At 59.0% G+C, this 23,295-nt stretch carries 16 protein-coding genes and 6 pseudogenes; 11 read left to right on the top strand and 11 right to left on the bottom strand.

Features of this window, described 5'->3' with window-relative positions:
- Positions 1-82: 82 nt before the first annotated feature.
- The 6 genes from A8B82_RS07435 to A8B82_RS07410 form a co-directional block, all read right to left on the bottom strand.
- On the bottom strand, positions 83-901 hold the full coding sequence (locus A8B82_RS07435; protein WP_067290271.1) for an ABC transporter ATP-binding protein: 819 nt from the start codon (positions 899-901) through the stop codon (positions 83-85).
- Positions 902-973: 72 nt separating this feature from the next.
- Entirely contained in the window at positions 974-2,947 is a 1,974-nt protein-coding gene (locus A8B82_RS07430; RefSeq protein WP_082899181.1) for an AMP-binding protein, read from the bottom strand.
- A 198-nt stretch (positions 2,948-3,145) separates the two neighbouring features.
- Complete coding sequence (gene meaB / locus A8B82_RS07425) at positions 3,146-4,093, bottom strand: methylmalonyl Co-A mutase-associated GTPase MeaB (protein WP_082899180.1); 948 nt, start codon at positions 4,091-4,093, stop codon at positions 3,146-3,148.
- Positions 4,093-5,769, bottom strand: a complete 1,677-nt coding sequence (locus A8B82_RS07420) for an acyl-CoA mutase large subunit family protein (protein ID WP_067290268.1) — start codon at positions 5,767-5,769, stop codon at positions 4,093-4,095. The genes meaB and A8B82_RS07420 overlap by 1 nt, the downstream gene beginning before the upstream one ends.
- A complete protein-coding gene (locus A8B82_RS07415; RefSeq protein ID WP_067290266.1) occupies positions 5,769-6,197 on the bottom strand; it encodes a cobalamin B12-binding domain-containing protein in 429 nt (142 codons plus the stop codon). The genes A8B82_RS07420 and A8B82_RS07415 overlap by 1 nt, the downstream gene beginning before the upstream one ends.
- Complete coding sequence (locus tag A8B82_RS07410; RefSeq protein WP_067290264.1) at positions 6,198-6,785, bottom strand: TetR/AcrR family transcriptional regulator; 588 nt, start codon at positions 6,783-6,785, stop codon at positions 6,198-6,200. It lies immediately after the preceding gene.
- Positions 6,786-7,070: 285 nt separating this feature from the next.
- On the opposite strand from A8B82_RS07410, the gene A8B82_RS07405 reads away from it, so the two are divergent.
- Positions 7,071-8,264, top strand: a complete 1,194-nt coding sequence (locus A8B82_RS07405) for a M24 family metallopeptidase (RefSeq protein WP_067290262.1) — start codon at positions 7,071-7,073, stop codon at positions 8,262-8,264.
- A gap of 307 nt (positions 8,265-8,571) precedes the next feature.
- A pseudogene (locus tag A8B82_RS23890) lies at positions 8,572-8,718 on the top strand (IS110 family transposase); the annotation flags it as partial.
- Between the two features lie 62 nt (positions 8,719-8,780).
- Here A8B82_RS23890 and A8B82_RS07395 read toward each other — a convergent pair.
- Positions 8,781-10,065 (bottom strand): annotated as a pseudogene (locus A8B82_RS07395) (IS3 family transposase).
- A gap of 143 nt (positions 10,066-10,208) precedes the next feature.
- Between A8B82_RS07395 and A8B82_RS24760 the strand changes: the two are divergent.
- From A8B82_RS24760 to A8B82_RS24755, 8 genes and pseudogenes are all read left to right on the top strand, one after another.
- Positions 10,209-10,572, top strand: a pseudogene (locus tag A8B82_RS24760) (hypothetical protein); the annotation flags it as partial.
- Positions 10,573-10,609: 37 nt separating this feature from the next.
- The gene (locus A8B82_RS07385) at positions 10,610-11,128 is read left to right on the top strand and encodes an IS3 family transposase (RefSeq protein WP_082899179.1); all 519 of its coding nucleotides are present in this window, start codon (positions 10,610-10,612) and stop codon (positions 11,126-11,128) included.
- Positions 11,129-11,197: 69 nt separating this feature from the next.
- Positions 11,198-12,601 (top strand): IS30 family transposase, encoded by a 1,404-nt coding sequence (locus A8B82_RS07380; protein WP_162841708.1) that lies wholly within the window; start codon positions 11,198-11,200, stop codon positions 12,599-12,601.
- A pseudogene (locus A8B82_RS23495) lies at positions 12,600-12,953 on the top strand (integrase core domain-containing protein); the annotation flags it as partial. The gene A8B82_RS07380 and the pseudogene A8B82_RS23495, both read left to right, overlap by 2 nt.
- Positions 12,954-12,994: 41 nt before the next feature.
- Positions 12,995-14,179, top strand: a complete 1,185-nt coding sequence (locus A8B82_RS07375) for a TAXI family TRAP transporter solute-binding subunit (RefSeq protein WP_138069701.1) — start codon at positions 12,995-12,997, stop codon at positions 14,177-14,179.
- A gap of 5 nt (positions 14,180-14,184) precedes the next feature.
- Positions 14,185-16,104, top strand: coding sequence for a TRAP transporter permease (locus A8B82_RS07370; protein ID WP_067290249.1), 1,920 nt, complete (start codon positions 14,185-14,187; stop codon positions 16,102-16,104).
- A 13-nt stretch (positions 16,105-16,117) separates the two neighbouring features.
- Positions 16,118-17,710 (top strand): sulfatase family protein, encoded by a 1,593-nt coding sequence (locus A8B82_RS07365; protein ID WP_067290246.1) that lies wholly within the window; start codon positions 16,118-16,120, stop codon positions 17,708-17,710.
- Positions 17,711-17,868: 158 nt separating this feature from the next.
- Positions 17,869-17,978, top strand: a pseudogene (locus A8B82_RS24755) (IS1595 family transposase); the annotation flags it as partial.
- A gap of 55 nt (positions 17,979-18,033) precedes the next feature.
- On the opposite strand, the pseudogene A8B82_RS23490 reads toward A8B82_RS24755, so the two are convergent.
- The 4 genes and pseudogenes from A8B82_RS23490 to A8B82_RS07340 form a co-directional block, all read right to left on the bottom strand.
- Positions 18,034-18,819, bottom strand: a pseudogene (locus A8B82_RS23490) (transposase); the annotation flags it as partial.
- 554 nt (positions 18,820-19,373) lie between these two features.
- Positions 19,374-20,924, bottom strand: coding sequence for a DHA2 family efflux MFS transporter permease subunit (locus tag A8B82_RS07350; RefSeq protein ID WP_067290241.1), 1,551 nt, complete (start codon positions 20,922-20,924; stop codon positions 19,374-19,376).
- The gene (locus A8B82_RS07345; RefSeq protein WP_235604637.1) at positions 20,911-22,026 is read right to left on the bottom strand and encodes an HlyD family secretion protein; all 1,116 of its coding nucleotides are present in this window, start codon (positions 22,024-22,026) and stop codon (positions 20,911-20,913) included. Before A8B82_RS07345 ends, A8B82_RS07350 begins: the two co-directional genes overlap by 14 nt.
- Before the next feature lie 37 nt (positions 22,027-22,063).
- Positions 22,064-22,534 (bottom strand): MarR family transcriptional regulator, encoded by a 471-nt coding sequence (locus A8B82_RS07340; RefSeq protein ID WP_067290236.1) that lies wholly within the window; start codon positions 22,532-22,534, stop codon positions 22,064-22,066.
- A 96-nt stretch (positions 22,535-22,630) separates the two neighbouring features.
- Between A8B82_RS07340 and A8B82_RS07335 the strand changes: the two genes are divergently transcribed.
- Positions 22,631-23,089: a universal stress protein gene (locus A8B82_RS07335; protein ID WP_067290233.1), complete on the top strand. Its 459-nt coding sequence runs from the start codon at positions 22,631-22,633 to the stop codon at positions 23,087-23,089.
- Positions 23,090-23,295 lie beyond the last annotated feature (206 nt).

The following is a 23,295-nucleotide window of genomic DNA, read 5'->3' as shown; positions in this document are numbered from 1 at the left end:
TTCTCCATGTGCGCACCGGGCCTGACCCGGTGCCTCTGTCTGGCGGAGGTCCCAGATTAAGTCCGGGAGGTGTGTTGAAATATCAATCATGTGCCACCCCCAGATAGGCGTCGATCACCGCCTGATTGTTGCGCACTTCATCGGGGGTGCCATCGCCGATCTTTTTGCCGTAATCCATCACGACCACACGGTCGCTGAGGTCCATGACCACGCCCATGTCATGCTCGATCAGTGCGATCGTGGTGCCGAATTCGTCGTTCATGTCGAGGATGAAGCGGCTCATATCCTCTTTTTCCTCGACGTTCATGCCCGCCATCGGTTCGTCCAGCAGCAAGATCGACGGTTCCGCCGCCAATGCGCGCGCCAGTTCGACCCGTTTCTTGAGGCCGTAGGGCAGCCGCCCGACCGGCGTCTTGCGGATGTGCTGGATTTCGAGAAAGTCGATGACCTTTTCCACGACCTCGCGGTTCGCGACCTCTTCGCGCTCGGCCTCGCACTTCCAGATGGATTGCGCGAACAGGCTCGCGTTCATCTGGCGGATGCGGCCGGTCATCACATTGTCCAGCACGCTCATCCCTTCGAACAGGGCGATGTTCTGGAAGGTGCGCGCGATGCCCTGCCTTGCAACCTGATAGGGTTTCATCGGCGGGCGTTTTTTGCCCTTGTAGAATACATCGCCCTCCTGCGGGTTATAGAACCCGCTGATCACGTTCAGCATCGACGATTTGCCCGCTCCGTTTGGGCCGATGATGGCGCGGATTTCACCCTCGCGGATGTCGAAACTGATATCCTGGATTGCTACCACACCCCCGAACCGCAGGGTGATGTTCTTCATCTCCATCACCACGGGGCCAATGGTGCGGCCGTCCTCGGTGGTGTAGCTTTCGGCACTATCTAGCATGGGAATATCCTTTGAGGTCCACGCCATTACGAAACAGCGGGCGGGGCGAAAGCGAAGCTGGACGGCGCACGATCATTCCGCTGCCACCTGTCGCGTCTCGACCGGCTGCACCTTGGCGTCGATGACCTTGAGGGTTGCGGAAATACTACCCTTGCGGCCATCCTCGTAGGTCACTTCGGTCTTGGTGAATATTTCGTCCGAACCGTCATAAAGCGCCGTAACCAGATCACCGAACTTGTCGGAAATCACACCGCGGCGCACTTTGCGGGTGCGGGTCATTTCGCCGTCGTCGGCGTCCAGTTCCTTGTGCAGCACAAGAAAGCGATAGATCTGGCAGCCGCCCAGCATCGGGTCGGTCGCCAGCGATTCATTCACCGTCTCGACATGCGCGCGGACGGTTTCCAGAACCTGCGGATGCCCGGCAAGTTCCTGATAGGACGCATAGCCGATATTGTTGCGCTCGGCCCAGTTGCCCACCGCCGTCAGGTCGATATTGATGAAGGCGGTACATTCCTTGCGCCCGTTGCCGAACACGACAGCCTCAAGGATGTTGGGGAAAAACTTCAGCTTGTTCTCGACATATTTCGGCGCAAACAGCGCCCCATCGGCCATCTTGCCCACGTCTTTGGCCCGGTCGATGATGCGCAGCTGGCCCGTCTCGTCATCAAAGAATCCGGCATCGCCGGTCGCGACCCAGCCCTCGGCATCCTTGGTGGATTTCGTACTTTCCTCATTCTTGTAATAATATTCAAACGTCCCGGGGCTGCGGTAGAACACCTCGCCATCGTCGGCGATGCGGATTTCCACCCCGGGCGCGGGCACGCCTACCGTGTCACTACGCACACCGCCATCCGGTTGCAGCGTGATAAACACCGATGCCTCGGTTTGCCCGTAGAGCTGTTTGAGGTTGATCCCGAGGGAGCGATAAAAGCTGAAGATTTCCGGCCCGATTGCCTCTCCGGCGGTATAACCGACGCGCACACGGCTCAGGCCCAGCGTGTTTTTCAGCGGACCATAGACCAGCAGATTGCCGAGGCCATATTTCAACCGGTCCATCGCCCCGACCGGCTTCCCGTCGAGGATGTCGCCACCCACCTTGCGCGCGTGGGCCATGTAGTGATCAAACAACCACTTCTTCAGGCGACCAGCGTCCTCCATGCGGATCATCACGCTGGTCAGCTGTGTTTCGAATACACGGGGCGGGGCGAAATAATAGGTCGGCCCAATCTCGCACAGATCCGTCTGCATGGTGTCCGGGCTTTCGGGGCAGTTGACGCAGAACCCGCACCAATAAGCCTGCCCGATGGAAAAGATGAAATCCCCGACCCAGGCCATCGGCAGATAGGCTAACACCTCTTCGTCATGGCGCAGATTGTCGAATTCGGCGGATGATTTCGACGTCTCGATGATGTTGCGGTTGGACAGCACCACACCCTTGGGTTTGCCCGTCGTGCCGGAGGTGTAGAGCATGACGCAGATGCTGTCGTAATCCAGCTTGCCGCGGCGCGCCTCAAGCTCGGACAGGTGGGTATCGCGCATCTCGCGACCCTTGTCCTGAACGTCGGAATACTGATGCAGTTTCGTGTGATCATACTTCCGCAACCCGCGCGGATCGATATAGATCATGTGCTCGAACTGATGCAGATCCTCCTGGATGTCGATCATCTTGTCGACCTGCTCCTGATCTTCGACGATGGCCACTCGCGCCCCGCAATGGTCCATGACATAGGCCATCTCTTGGGTAGCGGAATCGTGGTAGAGCGTGACAGGAACCGCGCCGACCGATTGCACTGCGGCGATAGCCCAGTAAAAATACGGCCGGTTGCGACCGACGACAGACACAAAATCGCCCGCGTTCACGCCCATGTCGATCAGACCCAGCGCCAGCGCCTCGATTTCGCGCTCCGCCTCGAACCACGTCCAACTCTGCCAGATCCCGAATTCCTTTTCGCGGTAGGCCGGACGGTTCGCAAACCTCGATGCATTGCGGTGCAATAGCGCCGGAATCGACGCTACTGCCGATTGTCCCGTTCGGTTGTTCATCATTCCCCTCCACAGTACCCGTCGCCTTCGGCTCAGGCGTCACTCCTTAAGCCTTGACAAACCGCTGCAACATATTCCCCCGGCCAAGCGCACCGCTATCAATGCTCGTCAGACCAGCGCGACTTGATCTGGATCTCCCGACCACTAAACTGGCTAAATGGCGATTGGGTCGCCAGTCGTGTGAAGTGCTATGAAAGAGGCTCAATCCTCAACCTCTGTCGATAACAAGGCGAGCGAACGCTCTATGGCACGATCCAACTCTTCCGGCCTCATTGCTCTGAAGTCTTCTTCCGAAATTCCCGCTGAGATGCGGCTGGCGAAGCGAAGAACGGCAAGCCTCCGCTTACGCGCCTCGCGTTTGCGCTTCCGGTCGGCACCCACGGTGGCGCCTGTTGCTTCCAAGAGTTGATCGATCTCGTCTTTCAACTCCGTAACCCCCCTCCCTGTCGCCGCAGAGACCCGTAAGACAGAAATATCGCGCTTCGCGCCGGATCGCAGAGCCAGCATTGCTTCGAGGTGCTTTGCCGTCTCATCGGCATCGTCGCGATCCACCTTGTTGACTACTAGCAGATCGCCGATCTCCAATATCCCGGCCTTAATAGCTTGGAGTTCATCGCCGAGCCCCGGCGCGGAAATAACCACGCTCAGGTCAGCCACCTGGGTGATTTCAGTTTCCGACTGACCAGCCCCCACTGTTTCTATCAGGATGAGCGGCCAGCCGGCAGCGTCCATCATATCGGCCATGTCATGCGCCGCTTCACAAAGACCACCGAGATGACCACGCGCCGAGACGGAACGGATAAAGACTCCATCGTCGAGGCTGTGAGCACCCATGCGCGTTCGGTCGCCCAGCACCGCGCCGCCCGATACCGGACTCACCGGATCTACGGCAAGGACAGCCACCGGACGGCCCTCTTTCCGCCATTCATGAATCAAAGCATCGAGAAGCGTCGACTTGCCGGCACCAGGCGGGCCAGTGAAGCCCACGATGTGGGCTTCTCCAAACGCACCAGCCAGTGCTTCGGTCAGAGCCAGAGCATCGTCATCACCGCTTTCCACCACAGTCAGCGCCCGCCCAAGTGCACGGGAATCACCCGCGCGGAGCCGTTCGGCAAGCGCCTCCATCCTTGTCTTTTTATTGCTGGACATCAGGCCACCATCAGCGGATGACCAAACCCAAGCTCACGGCGCAGACAAGCGATAATCTCGCCATGAGTAACACCGTTATCGGCGGCCTCCACCACTTTTTGGTAAACGTTTTCGGTGCCGTTTGCGGCGCGTGCCAACTCAGCTAACGCCCTGTCCACATCGGCTTGCTTCCGGTCGGCCTTGAAAGCTTTGAACGCCGTCACCTGCGCCTCCATCGCATCACGGTTCGGGCGATACGTATCAACCTCTCGATCCTCTACCTCGGATTGGTAGCAATTTACGCCCACGACTTTCTCTGCGCCGGTTTCGATGCGACTTTGATACTCTAACGCAGACTTCCCGATCATGCGCTGCACGATTCCTGCATCGACAGCGTTATACATCCCACCCGTATTCTCGATCGAGTCCATGACCTGGAAAATCTTCTCCTCCATCTCGTTGGTAAGAGATTCGACGTAGTAGGAACCGCCCAGCGGGTCGATGACGTCGCAGAGGTGCGCTTCTTCACGCAGGATGTTCTGCGTTGCGACAGCAATGCGCGCGGCGTCCTCTGTCGGGCAGGCCATTGCTTCGTCAAATCCGTCAGTGTGCATGGATTGCAAGCCCCCGAATATTCCCGCAATCGCTTGCGCTGTCACTCGGGCAATGTTGTTGAGAGGCTGCTGTTGGGTCAGATCGACACCGGATGTCTGACCATGAAACTTGAAGCGCCATGAGCGTGGATCCTTGGCGCCATAACGCTCACGAACGATCTTGGCCCAAATCCGTCGCCCGGCACGGAACTTTGCCACCTCCTCGAAAAAGCTGATGGAGATGTCGAAGAAAAAAGTGAAGCGCGGCAGGAAATTGTCGGGATCCATACCCGCCTCAATGCAGTCATCGGCGTACTGGATCGCGGTCGAGAGCGTCAGCCCCATAGTTTCTGCAGGGGTAGCTCCAGCCTGCTGCATGTGCTGACCGACGACCGAGACCGGGTTCCAGTTTGGCACATGCTCCCGGCAAAATTTAACATGGTCAACAAAGACCCGACGCGCACCTGGCTGGCTTAGCCGGTAGAACATGTGATTGGCCACGAAATGCGAAATGTAATCGGACTGGTTCGCAGTGCCTGTAATCTTGTCGAGCGGTACGCCCCGACGTTTCGCGACGCTGAGCAAGAAAGCAAAAAGCGTGAAGGGCGTGGGGTCGTTCATCGCGGTGGATATCTCGCCGATTGGCACACCGTCGAGCGCCGCGTCCATGTGATCGACCGTATTGATGACGGTTCCGCAGGTGCCAAGAAGCGGCAAGGGACTTTCGTCGCAATCGATACCGCGGAAGCCTGAGTTGCACGGAAGAAGACTGATCGCCGACGCCCCTTGCTGCAGCAGCATCCGGACCCGTTCGTTGTAGTCTTGCGGCGTCCCCAGCCCGATAAGTTGTCTCTGTGTCCAAGTGCGACCACGGTGCATAGTGTTGTAGATGCCCCGAGTGTATGGCAACTCGCCCGGCATTCCCAAATCTTCGCCGTAGCGACTATCCGACCAGTCAAGCGGCGTATAGAGCGGACGCACTTCGAGACCGGAGCGGTTTACGACGGTCCGGTCCTGCCCGATCTCCTTGTCATAGCGGACTTTCCATTCGGCCTGCTTATCCTTCAGGGTGACGGCGTTAGTGTTCGAAGCTTTCTTGGACATTACACGACCTCTGCGGTTTCGCGCGCCGCGCGCGCCTCGACGGCAAGCTTGCGGACGGTTTCAACAATCTCTTCGCTGGTAGCGCCCGGACCGAAGATGGCGCTGACGCCGGCATCCATCAGTTCTGGCTGTTCGTTCTGCGGGATTATTCCACCCACGATAAGGCGCACATGACGCATTTCCGCATCGCGCAACGCCGCAATCAGGTCCGGCATGATGAGATGATCAGTCGCGAGCGAACTCACCCCGACCACGTCCACGTCCTCCTGCATGGCCAGTTTGACCACCGTCTCGATCTCCTGCCAGGGAGGGGTGTAGATCACCTCCATGCCGGCGTCGCGCAGGTAGGCGGCGACTACGCGACTACCCCGGTCATGCCCGTCGAATCCGATTTTCGTCACCAGGACGCGCTCAGGATAGGCCATCATTCAATTCTCCTCGGCTTGGCATGAAAACGATCGACGAAGAACCCGCATCAATTGGCGCGCGATCTGCTTGGGGCTCTCCCCGCCGGGCTGGTGCCAAACCGGGATGTGGTTAACCGCCCCGATCAGGAAAAGCCGAAGCAAACTTGGGTCCAAGTCCTCCGGCAGTGGCAGCGCGCCCACCAAGTCGCGCAGGTAAACTTCGTATTTATCCCGCTGCCGGACGAGATCATCCCGCACTGGGGGCACATCATCGGGCAAGACGCGGATGATAACACTGGCATAGGCGGTGGGCTCGACAATCATCTCGACATGCGCAGCAAGCATCAGCTCTAGCCGCTCCCACGGGTCTGTCGCCTTGGCGATTTCTCGCTGAACGCGCTCGCTCAACTGCCGAACGCCCTCTTCATAGACCCCGACGAGCAAGGCCTCTTTGTTGGGGTAATGATAGTAAATCGATCCCGGCAGCATCCCGCATTTCGTGGCGATGTCCCGCATTGTCGTACCTTGGTACCCGCCCGCCGAAAATAACTCCGCCGAACTGTCGAGCAATACATCCAGCCGGTTGTTGGAGCGTGTCGCAGTTGCCATTTGACAGACCCTAATAGAAAAACATACGTTTGTTTATCTAAGTGACTGGATCAGGTCAACACTTGCTTTGTGATTGAACTGCGAGTTGCGATGGGGAGGATCAGTGTCCGAGTGACTTGACGAACGACAGGCCAAGCCGGCTTTACGATGTGTGCAGGACAAGTTGTGCCTCAATGATCGCGACTGTTTCAGTCTCGGGATCACGCACCCTGTCGTGCCGTCCAGACCCAAGCCCGTTCCAGCGAACCTCAAATCCCTACATTCAATGCTGACGAAGGAAAAAGAATGAAAGTCCATAGCGAGAGGATCAATGCCCTGCAGCAGCGTCTCCGGCGGCGCGATCTGGCGGCCGCCCTGCTGCACTTGAGCAGAGACATATTCTACTACACTGGAACCTCTCAGCCGGGATGGCTTTTCGTCTCTCCGGACGATGCCCATCTCTTCGTGCGCTCCGGACTGGTCTTCGCCCGAAGGCAAAGCAGCCTGCCGGATGATCGCGTCTCCCTCAAAAGCAGACTCGCCGAAATCGTAGCCACATGCCTTGGAGAAAACACCGATGGCCTGCATATCGGCGCTGAGCTCGACGTGATGACCGTCCCTCAGTACCAACAACTCGGCAAGGTTCTCCGGTCCGCGCGGATCGTGGATCTTTCGTCGGACATTCTCGAACAGAGAAAGATCAAGGACGCCGGAGAAATCGCAACCATCGAAATCGCCGCACAGGCGCTCGACGAGGGCCACCGGCAGGCGATAAAGACATGGCGCGCCGGGATGACGGAACTGGAAGCCTCCGCCATCGTGGAAGATGGGCACCGCCGGGCCGGGCACGAAGGCGTGTATTTCGTCCGGCAACCCGACTTCACTATGGGACGCGGCCCGCTCGCATCGGGGGAGAACCGACAACAAATGAGCGGGGTCGTTTTCACCATTTCCGGCTGTGGATTGAGCGCCGCAGTCCCTGCCGGGGCGTCACGCCGGAGGCTTCAGCCCGGTGATCTGGTAATCGTGGACATCCCGATCTGCGTTCAAGGTTATCACGGCGACCAGTCGCGAACCTATTGCCTGGGGCAGCCGACGAAAAAGGCTCTGGATTTGCACCAGTCTCTTCGGTTGGTCTCAGACAGACTGATTGCAGATATCTCGCCGGACATGACATCGGGTGACGTGTTTGAGCGCGCTTGCCATCATGCTGAAAACGCGGGAATACTCGACTCCTTTCTTAAGTTCTCCGACGGAAAAATGGCGCATTTCGTGGGTCATGGCGTCGGGCTGGATCTCAATGAACCGCCATTCCTGTCGCGCGGCGGAGAAGAAAAAATAGTGGCAGGCATGGTGCTAGCCATCGAACTTCACCTCTGCGACGCCGAAGCCGGAATGCTCAAACTGGAGGACATGATCCTGGTGAAGGATGACGGCTGCCACATATTAACAAAAACGGACCGGGAATTGATACTTGTACCGCTAAATGCGCGAAACTGAAATTGGGTATTGTTGGAGCAACTCGGATAGTGGCTCGGGTGATCTCTTCATGTTGTTGTCGCGCTGTGAAACGGCCCGGTTAAACCGTGAGCGCGACGGACGAACTGAAGTATGTGTCTAAAGGGCATCGTCAACTTATCGGATTGAACCGCCCCGGGTTTACCGGAGACTGTTAAGTTCTTCTCAAGCGACTTTATCGAGTGTGTTCATGTTTACATAGAATGGGCTTTGATGATGTGACCGCCCCCCGACGGCATCGATGTGCCAAGGTGGGTCTGCGATGATCCACAAAGAAAGGAGGACGGTCATGTCGGAGATTATCACGGTCGGGCTCGATCTGGCGAAGAACGTATTTCAGGTGCATGGGGCTGATGGCACTGGCCGTGCCGCTCTGCGCAAGAAGCTGCGACGGGCGCAGGTTCTGGAGTTCTTCAGTCAGCTTCCGCCCTGTGTCAGAGGTGGTCCTACTTTTTCGACCATTTTGCAGCCTGATCTTGCCCCCGTTTCACCGGACACTCAGGCGGTTGCGGTTTGAGCTGCAATGAACTCGCGTGGTAAGCGCATCTTCAGCCCTGAATGCGGGTGATTTTCGTTATAGTCCTCGAACCACCCGGCGATCAATCCAAGGACGGTGGCGGCGTCTGGCAGCGGCGTGATGTTCACGTAATCCCGCTTCAGCGTGTTGACGAAGGCCTCTGACACACCATTGCTCTGCGGGCTCTTCACCGGAGTGAAGCAGGGCTTCAGGCCGAGCTGCCGGGCGAAGATGCGGGTGTCCCTGGCGATGTAGGGCGAGCCGTTGTCGGTGAGCATCTCGACCTGGTGCGGAGCACGGTGACCACCAAACCGCGCTTCCACCGTTGCCAGCATCATGTCGCGCACGTCCGATCCGCTGATGCCTGCGTTCACGACGGCGCACCAGGAGATGATCTCGCGGTCATGGGCGTCGATGATGAAGGCCCCGCGCACGATATCGCCGTTCCAGCAAGTGAACTCGAAGCCGTCGGAGCACCCCTGACCGGCAGGCGATTTGCAAGGCAAATCTGCCGAGAGGGGCGCAGGTTCGATCGCATGGTCACGACTTTGCCGTTGTGCGTGCGATCGGACCGTTCGGTGTAGCGACGCGCCAACAGCAGGTTCTGGGCCTGCATGATCCGGTAGACGCGTTTGTGATTAACAGGCGCTGCGTCTTGCGCCCGTAATTGCCGGTTCAGGATGGCTGTGATGCGGCGATAGCCATAGGTCGGACGCGCTGCCACGAGCTTGGTGATCAGCGGCACCACGTTCATGGCCTCACTCGAACGCATGGCGTTCGGCCATTCACCGTCTTGCGCTTTATGGTAGCGCCGACGCGGCTTCGCGCTTCCCGTCACGCGGGCGTGCAGGTTTGATCTGGAGACGCCCAGGGTCTCGGCTACGACGCTCATTGGGAACCGTCCTTCGGCTGCGACTGCACATGCCACGTCAGTTTTTTTGAGCGTGACTTGTCGAGCGCTTCCTTCAGGATCTCGACTTCCAGCGTCTTGCGCCCGAGCTGGCGCTCCAACTCGCGGATGCGGTCTTCCATCTGCCGCACGGCGCGATTGCTTGTGACGTCATCGTCCCCGGACACGGCCACGGCCCCTCCCTCCAGCATCAGACGCCGCCAACGATACAGCAAGTTCGGCGCGACGCCATTGCGACGCGCAACGGCGGAGATGCTGGCGGTCTCGTCCAGCGTCTCCTCCACAATCCGCAGCTTCTCGGATGACGACCAGCGGCGCCGGCGGCCGCCGTCGGTGATGATCTCATAGTCAGACATAAGCACGTGCTTAGGGCTATCCCTAAGCCTCCATGGTTATGCCCAAGTGTCCGGTCGAAAGGGGGGCCAGTTCACAGCCTTTCTAGGTGTTTGATCCCACGGTTTGATGGTGTGATCCTTTCGAAGGAATGGAAGGAAGCCCTATGGGACAAGTTCGTCACGGCTGCGCCACGACCACGTTCGCCGTCAGAGCTGTAATACAGCGATCCACTGGCCGGCAGTCGTTTGCAAAGCAAACGATGAGAGGCGCAAGCTTCGCTCGCGCAGCTGAGCGGGGAACTGGGGGCTGGATCAGGATCAATCCCAAGACAGTTGTTAAGTGGCGGAAGCGAGCGACAGATCGAGCATCTGAAGACTGGTCCGAGGGAGCCGCGCTCTACGGTTATGACCGATAATGGCATCCAGTTCGCCGAGCAGCCACGAAACCGGAACACGATCCTCTCCCGGCCAATGCGCTTCGACATGATCTGCGAAGCCAACGGGATCGAGCACCGCCTGACCAAGCCCTTCAGGGGTCTTCGAGCGGGGCGGAAAGAAGACACCCGTGGTTGACGAGGCGCAGGTGAAAGATCTGAATGCCAAGATCGGCGAGTTGGCGGTCGCCAACGATGCTTCGCAGGGCTTACGCGGCCGCACTGCGGGCCACGGTCCCTGCTGCGATGTCCAGAAAGCTCAAGCCCTGGGGCGGGACGTGAGGCGCGGCATGATCGATCGCGAGCATCCGGATCTGTCGGTAGGGCAGCAGTGCCGGCTGCTGTCGCTTTCGCGGTCGTCGTTCTACTATCGACCGGCCGGGGAGGCCGAGTTGAACCTCGGCCTCATGCGGCTGATCGACGAGCAATTTCTCGAAACGCCGTTCTACGGCGTGCGGCAGATGGCCCGGCATCTGTGCAACGAAGGCCACGCGGTGAACGACAAGCGGGTGCGGCGGCTCATGGGTCTAATGCCAATCTACCAGACGCCCAATACCAGCAGGCCTGCCAAGGGGCACAAGCGATACCCATACTTGCTGAGAGGGTTGCGCGTAGAGCGGCCCAACCAGGTCCTCCACTCGGGATCATGAATACCGATCAGGGCAGCCAAGGCGGATTCAACCGGTCGTCGCAACACCGCGCTATTGGAGGTGTTGTTGATGTCAGGAAGGCGGACGTCGGATCGTTCGATGCGACGCAAATTATCCTCGCCAGGTCGGCCACCAGTCTGGCAGCGTGAGCATCTGTGCCGGTTCTGGCGGGAGATTGCGGCGGGGCTATCCAGCGAGGAAGCTGCCGTAGCAGCGGGAGTTTCACCGCCTGTCGGAACCCGTTGGTTTCGGAGTTCTGGCGGAATGCCTCCCACACATCTCGCGCCATCGGCTCCGTTGCCGAAGTGCCGTAACCTGTCGTTCGTGGAACGCGAGGAGATAGCCCTTGAATGCGCTCGGGGCACCGGCCTGCGGGCAATCGCGCGTAAGTTGGGCCGATCTCCCAGCACGATCTCGCGTGAGATCAGGCGCAACTCGGCGACGCGCAGCGGAGAGTTCGACTATCGGGCCATTGCAGCGCAGTGGCATGCGGATCGTTCGGCCAAGCGTCCAAAGATCAGCAAGCTCGCAGCTAAGCCCATCTTGCGCGACTACGTTCAGGATCGGCTGTCGGGCCTGATTGCCACCCCGGACGGCATCGCTTTCGATGGCCCCGTCGTGGTATGGAAAGGGCGGCGGGCTGTTCGTCGACAAAGCCGACGCTGGTCATCTGCCTGGAGCCCAGAACGAATCTCGCAGCGCCTGAAGGCAGACTTCCCCGGGGATCTGACCATGCGCATCAGCCATGAAGCCATCTATCAGGCGCTTTACATTCAAGGACGTGGGGCACTAAGGCGAGAACTCTCCGCCTGTCTGAGGTCCGGCCGCGCCCTCAGGTTGCCTCGCGAACGAGCCCGAAACCGTGGCAAGGCCTTCATTGCCGATGCCCTGATGATCAGCGGCCGTCCGGCTGAGATCGATGACCGGGCTGTTCCTGGTCATTGGGAAGGCGACCTCATTCTCGGTCTCGGCAGCTCGGCGATCGGCACGCTGGTCGAGCGCACGACCCGCTTCACCATGCTCCTGCACTTGCCGCGCATGGAAGGGCACGGGACGGGCAAGCCTGTCAAGAATGGGCCAGCCCTTGCCGGCCACGGTGCCGAGGCAGTCCGGGATGCCATCGTAGGCACGATCAGCAGCCTGCCTGCCCACTTGCGTCGCTCATTGACCTGGGACCAGGGGGCCGAGATGGCCCAACACGCGCAACTTCGGCTCGACACCGGTCTCGAGATCTACTTCTGCGACCCTCAGAGCCCTTGGCAACGCGGCAGCAACGAAAACACCAACGGTCTGCTCCGCCAATACTTCCCCAAGGGCACGGATCTCAGCCAGCATGGCGCAGAAGAGCTCAGCGCCGTTGCCCAAGCGCTGAACACGCGTCCCCGGAAAACACTGGGGTGGCAAACACCGGCAGAGGCACTCGACCGGCTGCTCAAACAGGATATGATCGAAGGTGTTGCGACGACCGGTTGAATCCGCCCAGTTCACGTCCTTCGTCTGGATTGACCTGCTCAGACGTGCCGGTGTCCGCATCTCAATGGACGGAAAGGGGCGCTACCTCCCCTCTCATGGTTTGCAGGAACACCACTGCCGGGCAGCGGACAACATCTTCGTCGAGCGGCTCTGGCGCACCTTGAAATACGAGTGCGTCTACCTGCATGCTTGGGAGACCGGCTCGAAGGCACGGGCCGGGCTCAGGAACTGGCTCGATTTCTACAACCGAAAGCGACCGCATTCTGCCCGTGGCGGTCTACCGCCGTCGGTGGTCTACTGGCAGAAAAACCCACTTACGCAACCCGATCAACCGGAGCCGAGAGTAGCTTAGAAAACGCCAGATCCTGTCCAAGGATCGGGGAGTAGCTCAGTGTGCTGGTCCAAAACCATTTCGCACCGACAGTTCACTGGCCGAACTCACGGTCTGCAATCGTTGACCTTTTCACACGGTGTCGCAAGCTGTGGCAGGTAAATTTGCAAACAAATGACAAATCGGGAATCGGGCTGACAGCAAATGTTCCCGAACAAGAAATTAATTGTCTGTCAGGGGAGGAGATAATGATGAAAGTAGTGAGACAAATATTTAGTATACCGGGGGCCGCCCGGTCAGCCTTCGGGGCTGCAATCGTGGCGGTTGGTGTGATGACTGCCGCCTCCGCCACGGCCCAAACCGTCACGATCGGGACAACAGCACAAGGTTCTCTCGGGGCGGCGCTCGGCGCGGCATTGGCCAAGGTGATGGACGGGCGCGGTATGACATTGCGTGCAGTACCGATGGGCGGACCAGAGGTCACGATCCCGTTGCTAAACAGTGGTGAGATCCAATTTTCTCTGGTCAGCGCCGATTTGGCCAGTCTGGCGGCTTCGGGACGAACCGTGTTCGAGGGCAATCCCCAACCCAATATCCGTCTGGTCGGACATCTTGTGTCGTTTGAAGCGGGCTGGTTCGTGCGAGCGGATTCCGACATCGTGACGATGGCTGATCTGAAAGGAAAACGCGTATCATGGGGCATTACCCAGCAGCGTATTCTGGAATATTGGGGCCGCGCGCAGCTAGCAACGGCAGACCTGGGTGAAGACGATATCATACCGGTTCATGCCACAGCAGCCCCGGCCGCAGTTCAGGATTTCATGGCAGGCCGGTCGGATGCGGTGGTCTTTACGGTTGGGTCGGGTCTGGTTTCGCAGGCGGATGCCGCAGTCGGCGGCGTCCGGTTTGTGCCCCTGCCTGATCGTGACGACCGGTTGGACATCATCACCAGTATCGTTCCGGGCACATTGATCCGCCAAGTTACGCCAAACAAGCGGCGCCCCGGTGTCGTAACCGAAACGCCAATAATGGGGTCGACGCTGGTCCTGCTGGCCAGCGCCGACACGGCGCCAGAAACGGTCGCTGCGGTTACAGAAGCACTGTATACCGCACGGGACGAATTCATCGCAATTCACCCCGCCTTCAACCGGATGGACCTGAAAACGCTGGCCGGAAAGGTTCCCGACTTGCCGGCACATGACGGTGCGGCCGGCTACTACAAAGCCAACGGCATCACCGGCGAGTAGGCCCGATGCACCCGATAACACCGATAAAGAATGCCGTTGCGGTGTTGATCGTAGCAGGTGCCTTGGTGTGGGCCTTGGACGTTCTGCAGCTCTTGACGCTGAGCGTTTACAAAGAACAGTATATGTCCTTTGCATTGGGCCTCACCCTTGCCACTATCTTTCTGCCAGCCGAAACAGAGCCTTGGACCGGGCGAACCTTCGGCTGGTGGTTTGGTATTGTCGCCGCAACTACGGGGTTCGTGACCTGCGGATACCTTGCGGTGATGTACCCTGTTTTATTGCCGACAATGATCATCAAACCGATGCCTGCAATCATCTGCGGCGCGATCCTGATTCCGCTGCTGGTCGAGGCGCTGCGGCGGGTCGCCGGACTGACGCTTTGTCTGATACTAGTGGCGTTCTTGATCGTCGGGCTGTTTGCTCATTACCTGCCCGGCCACCTGGAAGGACGCCAGGTGCGGCCCGGTCGGCTTCTCAGCTATCTGACCATTGATCCCAATGGGATCCTTGGCCTGCCTTTGCTGGTGACATCCACAATCGTCGTGTCGTTTGTTCTGTTCGGCAACATCCTAAATGTTGCGGGGGGTGGTGCGTTCTTCACCGATCTGTCACTGGCTGCAATGGGCCGGTTTCGCGGCGGCACCGCAAAGATTGCCATCGCCGCGTCAGCGCTGTTTGGGTCGGTGTCGGGCAGCGCAGTTGCCAATGTTGCATCAACTGGGGTGATCACCATCCCGATGATGAAGAAATCCGGCTATTCCCCATCTGACGCCTCGGCAATTGAAGCGTCAGCCTCGACCGGGGGGCAATTATTGCCGCCGGTGATGGGCGCCGTCGCCTTTCTGATGGCCGAGTTCCTGAATGTGCCCTATGCCGAAGTCGCACTGGCCGCGCTGATCCCTGGTTTGCTCTATTATACCTGCCTGTTCATTCAGGCCGATCTATTGGCCGCACGCAAAGGAATCACCGCGCTGAAACGTGCCGACCTGCCGCGTGCCATGACAGTATTGGGCAAGGGCGGTCATTACATTATTCCATTTGCCGTACTTATCACGGGTCTGTTCAAATACAATCTGGAAGCCGAACGCGCCGTGGCCTATGCCACTGCCGTAACGCTGTTTCTCGGTTTTTTGCGCAGCTACGGGCCAACCCGGTTGACCCTGCGCGGAGTGTTTCACGCAGTGGTGAGCGGGGGCAGAACCGTTGCCGACATCATCATCATTGGCGCCTGTGCCGGAGCGATCATAGGCGTTCTCAATATCACTGCGGTGTCCTTTGGCCTTACGTTGCAACTGGTCAGCATTGGCGAAAGCAGCTTGTTCCTGTTGCTGATCACAGCCGCCATTCTGTCGATCATCATGGGTATGGGCCTTCCGACACTGGGGGTTTACCTGTTGCTGGCAACCTTGACCGCGCCGTCACTGGTTGAACTGGGGCTTACCCCAATCAGCGCGCATATGTTCATCTTTTTCTTTGGTATGATGTCGCTGATCACGCCACCAATTGCGGTCGCTGCGTTTGCAGCGGCCAATATCGGCGGTGCCCCACCGATGAAAGTGGGCTGGAAGGCGGTGCAGTTTTCATGGCCCGCCTTCGTTCTGCCGTTTCTGTTTGTCTATTCACCGTCCTTGCTGATGATAGGCGACCCGTGGCGCATTGTCGTTGCCGTGGCGACAGCGGTTCTAGGGGTCGCGCTGATCAGCTCCGGGCTGGTTGGTTACGCATCGCGCCGCCTTTTGGGGTGGGAACGCGGGGTCGCGGTTCTGGCCGGGGCCTGTTTCCTTTTGCCCGATGACGCCACAACCTATGGGATTTGGATCAATCTGGCAGGTCTGCCGTTGTTGGCGATTATTGCTCTCAGGCTGATGCTTGTGCGCGAAATCCCCGGCTTGGCCACAGAGGACAACATCGTAAACGCAACATAAATAGGGATATGTCATGGGCGATGCCACGAAACCGAACTTTATTGTTTTCCTGACCGACCAGCAGCGTTGGGATCATCTGGGGTGTTATGGCAATGAGGTGCTGAAAACCCCCAACATCGACGCCTTGGCCAACCAAGGCACGCGATTTGACAAGTTCTACGTCTCGTCTCCGCTATGCCAGCCCAACCGGGCGACACTGATGACCGGGCGCACCCCGATGGTACACGGGGTACGCACCAACGGCATCGCGCTGGACCGCGACGCGGTGACCTTTGTTGACCTGTTGCGCGCTGCCGGCTGGCGCACCGCTCTGTTCGGAAAATCGCATCTGCAAAACGTCACTGGCCGTCCCCCCGGCCCGCGCCCGCCCGCAAACCCTGACCGCAAAGCGCCCCCGGCCGAGTTGCAAGAGGCCATGCGCCGCCGCCGAAATGGCCCGGATTACGACGCCGAGGTAAACCCCAAGTGGCATGAGGATCCGCATCGTGCCGTACCCAAGATGCCCTACTACGGCTATGACACCGTGCGGCTTGCTGCGTCCCACTCTGACCGGGTGCAGGGCGATTATACCAGTTGGTTCAACGCCCGGCACCCCGACCCGGATTCGTTGCGCGGCAAGGCAAATGCGATACCTGACGACACTATCAGCGTAGTTCAGTCATGGCGCACCTCTATACCGGAAGAGCTATATCCAACGGCTTATGTTGCTAATGAAACCATCAACTATCTGAAATACCATCAGGAAAGTGCTGAAGGGCGGCCCTTTTTCGTGACCTGCTCGTTCCCAGACCCGCACCACCCGTTCACACCTCCGGGCAAATATTGGGACATGTATAATCCTGACGATATTCCGGTTCCCGTGTCGCACCACAAACCGATGACCATCGATGACATGCCGCCGGGCCTGTGGTTCGCCTATGAAAAAGGAGCCGCTGAACCTGATGCTCAATGGCCCGTGCCCGTCAGTGCGCGCCACGCTCAAGAAGCGATTGCATTGAATTACGGCATGATCAGCATGGTCGATGATGCAGTTGGTCGGGTGCTTGAGTCGCTGACGCCCGAAGTGCGGGCCAACACGGTGATCATCTTTACGTCGGACCATGGCGACTACATGGGTGATCACGGGGTCATTCTTAAGCTTGGTCTGCATTTTCAAGGCGTTGTCCGCGTACCTTTTGTTTGGCAGGATCCCGAGGGTACCAAAGGCGAGGTTCGTCAGGATCTGGGTGGAACTATTGATATCGGAGCAACCGTTCTGGCGCGCGCCGGTTTGCAGACCTATTTCGGCAACCAAGGCCACGATTTGTTCGATGCAAGCGTCGCACCGCGTGAAGGCATCCTGATCGACGATCATGGGATGGCGGTTTTCAAAGACCCTGAAGCTAAGGCAGGGCTGATGAGCTATATCACCGACAAATGGCGACTCTCGGTCTGGGAAGGCTCCGACTGGGGTGAGCTGTATAATCTTGCCGAAGACCCCGAAGAAATGACGAATCTTTGGAGCGACCCGGACCATGGCGCGATGCGACAGTCATTGTTGCATCGGCTATTGCGCGAAATGATTTCCCTTCGCGACCGGTCTCTTACACCCACGTCACTAGCCTGACAGTCCTTGAAAATGCCCCATTATCTACAAAAAATTACGACCTTTGTGATCGTCCAGCCTGGCTTGCGTCGAGACGGCCCCGATCACCTCCTCACGTAGACATTTCGGAAATTGAAAAATGAGCCAATTTTCCGGGTTCGCCGAAGCGAGGCTTATAAATGATCACCGAATTAAAATCTGTTCGCGACGTTTGAAAAAGATGCCGACCCAACGTCACGCCCGGCTCCTTCTGGAGAGCGCTATCTGGAGCGATGATCGGTGGTGTCCCGAAACTCGTGGAAATTCTCTGGCGGCGTTCTCCGGGTATGGGGATTTGGGCCTGATCAGGCCGCGAGGTCAAGGCTGATCGGTGCGATGGGCTGATCCAGCGTTTCCCAACCATCCACTTTCCGCATCTGGGTCTGGCCCGATGCCATCAGCGTCCGGAGAAGCATCGGCACGGTTTCGGCGCAGGGCAGCACGGTTTGGGTTTTGATGTGGCGGCGGAACTCCTCGTTCAGGCGCTCGATGGCGCTTGTCATGCGGGCTGATTTCTACTGCGGCGGGTCCAGCCGGGTGAAGGTGAACAGCCGGTCTCCAACCTCTTCCAGATTGTCCGCCACCGTGCGGCATTTCAACTGCCATCTGAGCAGGAACGCCTTGCGACGCTTGTCGACTTCAACCGCGTTTGCGGCATAGATCATGTCGCGGTAGTCCTCGGCCAACTCGTCCTGCATGCGTTTCGGGACGTGGTCTAGAAGGTTGCGATGCTTGTGGTCGAGGCAGCGCTGGACGGCCAAGACCCTCGCCCCAAAGCGCGACCAGCGCGGCCTCAAGTCCGGGAGCGCCGTCGAAAATGACAAATTCCGGTGGCTTCAGGCCGCGCGCGTCGAGATCGCCGAGAAACTCGGCCCAGATAGCTTTACTTTCACCGCCCATATTCATGATCGAGATCCGCACTTTCTACCCGTCCATTGCCCGGCAGGCGATTGCGATGAAATCTGCCGAGAGGGGCGGCGCACGCCAATGGCCGCCAGAAACGGGATGTTGGTGGCTTTCTTGTCGATACGCGTCTTGATCACCGTGTAGTCGAGGATCAGCCGGACGATGTCGTCATTGGCCAGGTTGCGCGCCATGCCGACCGCATGCCCAAGAAGGCTGACAATCTCCCCGACACGCGAAGTGCGCCGCGCAATCAAGGCGATCTGGTCCGAGAAAGTTCGGCGCGGGCAAGCGAGCGCCAAACATCGCCAACGGCAAACCGCGAGATCAACCGTTACCTCGTCTCAATGCGCGGGATAATCCTGCAGCCGCCGACGCCGCCAGCCCTGGCGACGTGGTGAATGCAATCCACAGTCTGGGCAGATGCCGTTTGGTGTAAGACTGCCCGATACAATCCACCTGCCGGATTCACTTCGCTCAACGCTTTGAACTGAAACATCGCTCCCAGGCGAGCAGTGGTGCTTCGAAAGCATGACTATCCCTCCTGAATTTTCCAGTCTCAGGATAGCCGCGCCACACAAATTGAGGATGACCCTTTTTAGGTGCACCGTGACACCAGTTACATCAACGGCGCGGCGGCATGCCTTGTTGCGCTCCGAGCTGACGATATGATGGCGGACGTATCGCGTCGGCGAGTTTGGTGGCGAGACTGCACGGCCGGCGCGCCAGGCGAGCATGGCGTCTAGATATCAGAGCGAGGCGCGCGCCACATGAACCAGGTCGGGACCAGCGCGAGCAGGAATATACCGCATACGATCAGGAAGCCGTCCTGAAAGGCCGCGTTCGACGACTGGATCATCACGGTCTGGCCCAGGTACGATGACGCGGCGGGCATGAGTTGCGCATCTGGCAGTCCCGACGCGTGCAGGAGGCCGGCCACCTCGTGCAGAAGCTCCATCGTTGTGGCGTTGTCGCTGGTCTGGGTCGCGGCAAAGGCATCCGCATGCATGATTGTGCGCCGCTCGATGAAAACGGTGAGAAGGTTCACGCCGAAGGCGCCGCCAAGTTGCCTTACGAAGTTCGATGCACCCGAGCCCTGGCCCAGAAGGTGCGGCGGGAGAACCTTGAGCGCCCCTGACGAAATGGCGGGAAACACCAGACCCAGCCCGACGCGCGACAGGATCGTCCACCATGCCAAGGTCCAGAAGGCCGTATGGACATTTGCAGCGGCCATCAGCCAGGAGGACCCGGCAAAGACGACCATGCCGAAGCCGATCATAATCGGCGCCGGAACCCTGTCAGACAATCGCCCCGCAATGGGAAAGACCAGCAGCATCGCGAACCCCGACGGCATCAGAAGAAGGCCGGCCTGCGTCGGCGTCATGCCTTGGATCTGCTGAACGAAAACCGGAAGGAGATAGGTAGACCCGAATAGTCCCGCCCCCATGATGAAGGCGACGACCGAGGCCGAGGAGAAGGCAAAATTCGCAAAAAGGCGCATGTCGAGCATGGGTTTCGCGGTTTTCATCTCCCAGACGACAAAGGCGATGGCTGACGCGATGGAAATCGTGAAACCCGACAGGATGGTGTTGGATTCCCATCCAAGCCGCTGCGCATTCGACAGTGTGCTGAGCAGTACGGCAAGAAAGATGGACAGGATCGCCACCCCGATGAAGTCGAAGGCCGGAATCGGGCCGCTTTCTTCGCGGCTAGGTAAAAACAGGTTCGACAGCAAGATGGCAAGGCCAGAAAAGGGCAGGCCCAGGTAGAAGACAAAACGCCAGTTGAAAGCATCCATGAGTACCCCGCCAATCCAGGGACCCAGAGCTGGCGCCAGTACCACGCCGACACCATAGATCCCCATGGCCGCCCCACGTTTGTTGGGCGGAAAGACCTTGAACAACATGATCATGGCCAGCGGTTGAACGACGCCCGCCGCCGCACCCTGCACGACGCGGGCCAGGGTCAGCACTGTCTCGTTGGGCGCGAGGCCACCAAGGATTGAACCTATGAAGAATACGCCCATCGCGGCATTCATCGTCAGCCGCATCCCGAAAGCGCGGTTGGCCCAGTCGGCCAGCAGCATCGTCGCGGTCATGGCCGCCAGAAAGCCCGTCGAAATCCATTGGGCCTGCACCGCGCTGATGCCGAATGCCCCCATGACCGCCGGGATGGCGACGTTCACAATCGTCGTGGACAACACGACCGAAATCGTCGCGATCATGATTGTCCCGGTGGCCAGCCACTTGTAGGCTGGGCCGTAACGTTCGAAATATCGGTCAGTCTGTGACATCGATATAAACCTCGACCATCATTCCGGGTCTCAGTTCGGTTTCGGAAGCGTTGATCGAAACACGGATTGGTACGCGCTGCGTCACTTTCGTGAAATTGCCCGAAGGGTTGGGGCTGGGCAGGAGCGCAAGCTGGCTGGTCGCGGCACCGCCCATGCCGACGACTTTGCCCTCAAACTTCCGGCCCGGAAATGCGTCGACGGCGATGCTTGCCCGCGATCCGACCAAAAGTTTGCCGAGATCGGTTTCTTTCACGTTGGCGTCGATCCAGACGTCGTCCGGTGCGTGATACATCGCTATGCGCGTCCCCGGCGTCACATATTCCCCGACATCCACAAAGGTCCCATCAACGATGCCATCGAACTGGGCAATAATTGTCCTGTGGGCGAGGTCGATCTCTTTTAGACTGCGGTCGGCCTCGATGCCTGCTCGTCCGGCAAGTGCGGACGCAATCTGCGAGTCCAATACGTTTATCTGTTCGCCGTCGGCCTCGACAATGGCCAGATTTGCCCGTGCGCTTTCAATCGCGGCAAAAGCGGCACGCTCCTGCTGGGCGGCGGTGTCCAATGCCGCCTGCGACTCGTCGAGGGTTTGCTGCGACGTGATTTTCTGATTGGCAAGCTTGATTGCCCTTTCGTGACGGGTCCGGGCGTTGGTCAAATTTGCAAGTGATGCCTCATGGTTCGCCTCTGCGGCAGCTATGCCAGCGTAGGCCGCGTCCTGCCGTGCGGAGAGCTGTTTTCCAAGCAACGCCTTACGTGCCCGAAACTCTGCCAGCTGCGCATCGGTTGCGGCAAGTCTCGACAAAACTGCATCAAGCTGCGGCTGTGCATAGGCAGGGTCGATTGCAGCGACAAGACCGCCTTCTTCCATGGTGTCCCCTACAAGCACGGGCATCGCCGTGACCCGCCCGGCGACCTCGCTTGAGATGGTAACGACCTTGGCCGCAATCCGCGCATCATTGATGTGCACCTGCGTGAACCGTGCGGCGAGCCACGGGGAAGCCTGCCAAACGGCGATCACCACCACGCCGCCGAAGACGATCAGTCTTGTCCATCTCGTGTGGCGGCGTCGGGGCAGGGGCGGCGGCTTCGGTGTGTCCACGGGCGCCACATCCGTAGCCGCTGTACCCGTCTTTATATCATCCATTTTGACCATTGCTCAAATTCTCCAGTCTGGACACGATGCGGTTCAAAACGGTTGTGGCTACATGCAGATCCTGCGTAGAAATACCCTCGAGAATTTCTGCCCGGCTGGAGGCCGAAATCTCTTTCATCCGAAAGATCAGAGGGTTCGCAGCCTTTGTCAGGTGAAGCGTCTTTGCCCGTCTGTCCTTGGACGAAGGTCGGCGTTCGATTAGACCCGCCCCTTCGAGCCCGTCCAACAGGCGGACCAGCGTCGCCGCCTCGATCCCCAGGCTATGCGCCAGCTCGACCTGCGTTACTTCTTTGTTTGCGGTTCGAGACAATTCAAACAGCACGTTCCATCTTGCCTGCGACAGGTCGAGATCTCGAAACCGGAGGTCAAGATACCGTCTCCACATCCGCGACGACGCTGCCAGGGACCGCGCGAAAGGTTCCTGAAACTCGATTTTATCGGTGTCGCCCTGCATCGACCTCTTCTTTCATCAGCTTGCCAATAGTTGCAAGCCTAATTAGTATCATGGCACTTACCTTTCAAGTGCCATTCCTGGCCGGGGGAGTCATCGATGTATACGAAAATTCTGCTGTGTTTCGACGGCTCGCGCGAGGGGCGGCTGGCGCTACGCGAAGGGGCGCGGCTTGCGCAGATCACAAGTGCCGGGGTGATCCTGCTGGCGGTGGTCGAGACGGGCGCGGGCAGCGCACTGGCGCAAGGCGCGGATGCTGACGCGTTTGCCCGCCAGGAAGCCGATTTCAAGGAGATCCTCGATGAAGGCCGTCGACGACTTTCCGCCATGGGGCTGGCACCCGAGGTCCGCATAGAATTCGGCGACCCCGTCGCGAGGATCACAAGTGTCACGACCGAAACCGCCGCCGATCTGGTTGTCGTCGGGCATCACCGGCAAGGTCGCTGGGCGCGCTGGATGACCCGGTCGGTCGCCGCCGGCTTGGGCGACGCGCTGGGCTGCAGCCTTCTTCTGGCACAAAAGGTCGTCGAGGATTCAGAGCTTTTCCGCAACGGCTGAAGAGGTGAGGCAACAGTCGGATAGTCTGCGCGCCCGCCGCAAGTCGTGGAACCGTCGCAAGGCGAACATCGCCGATCCGATCTCCGCCGGCAGTTGCCTAACCGTGCCAGGCTCACGCTCCTGGAAGGCTTGACCGGTCGTTTCGGGGACGCCAGGTGTCACTGGGGAGTGGAAAAACTCTGGGGATTTGCATTGAACTCGGTCTA

This window comes from Sulfitobacter sp. EhC04 (assembly GCF_001650875.1).
GTDB lineage: Bacteria > Pseudomonadota > Alphaproteobacteria > Rhodobacterales > Rhodobacteraceae > Sulfitobacter.
Note: the sequence above shows the minus strand (reverse complement) of the source record. Positions and strands in the feature narration are given on the sequence as shown.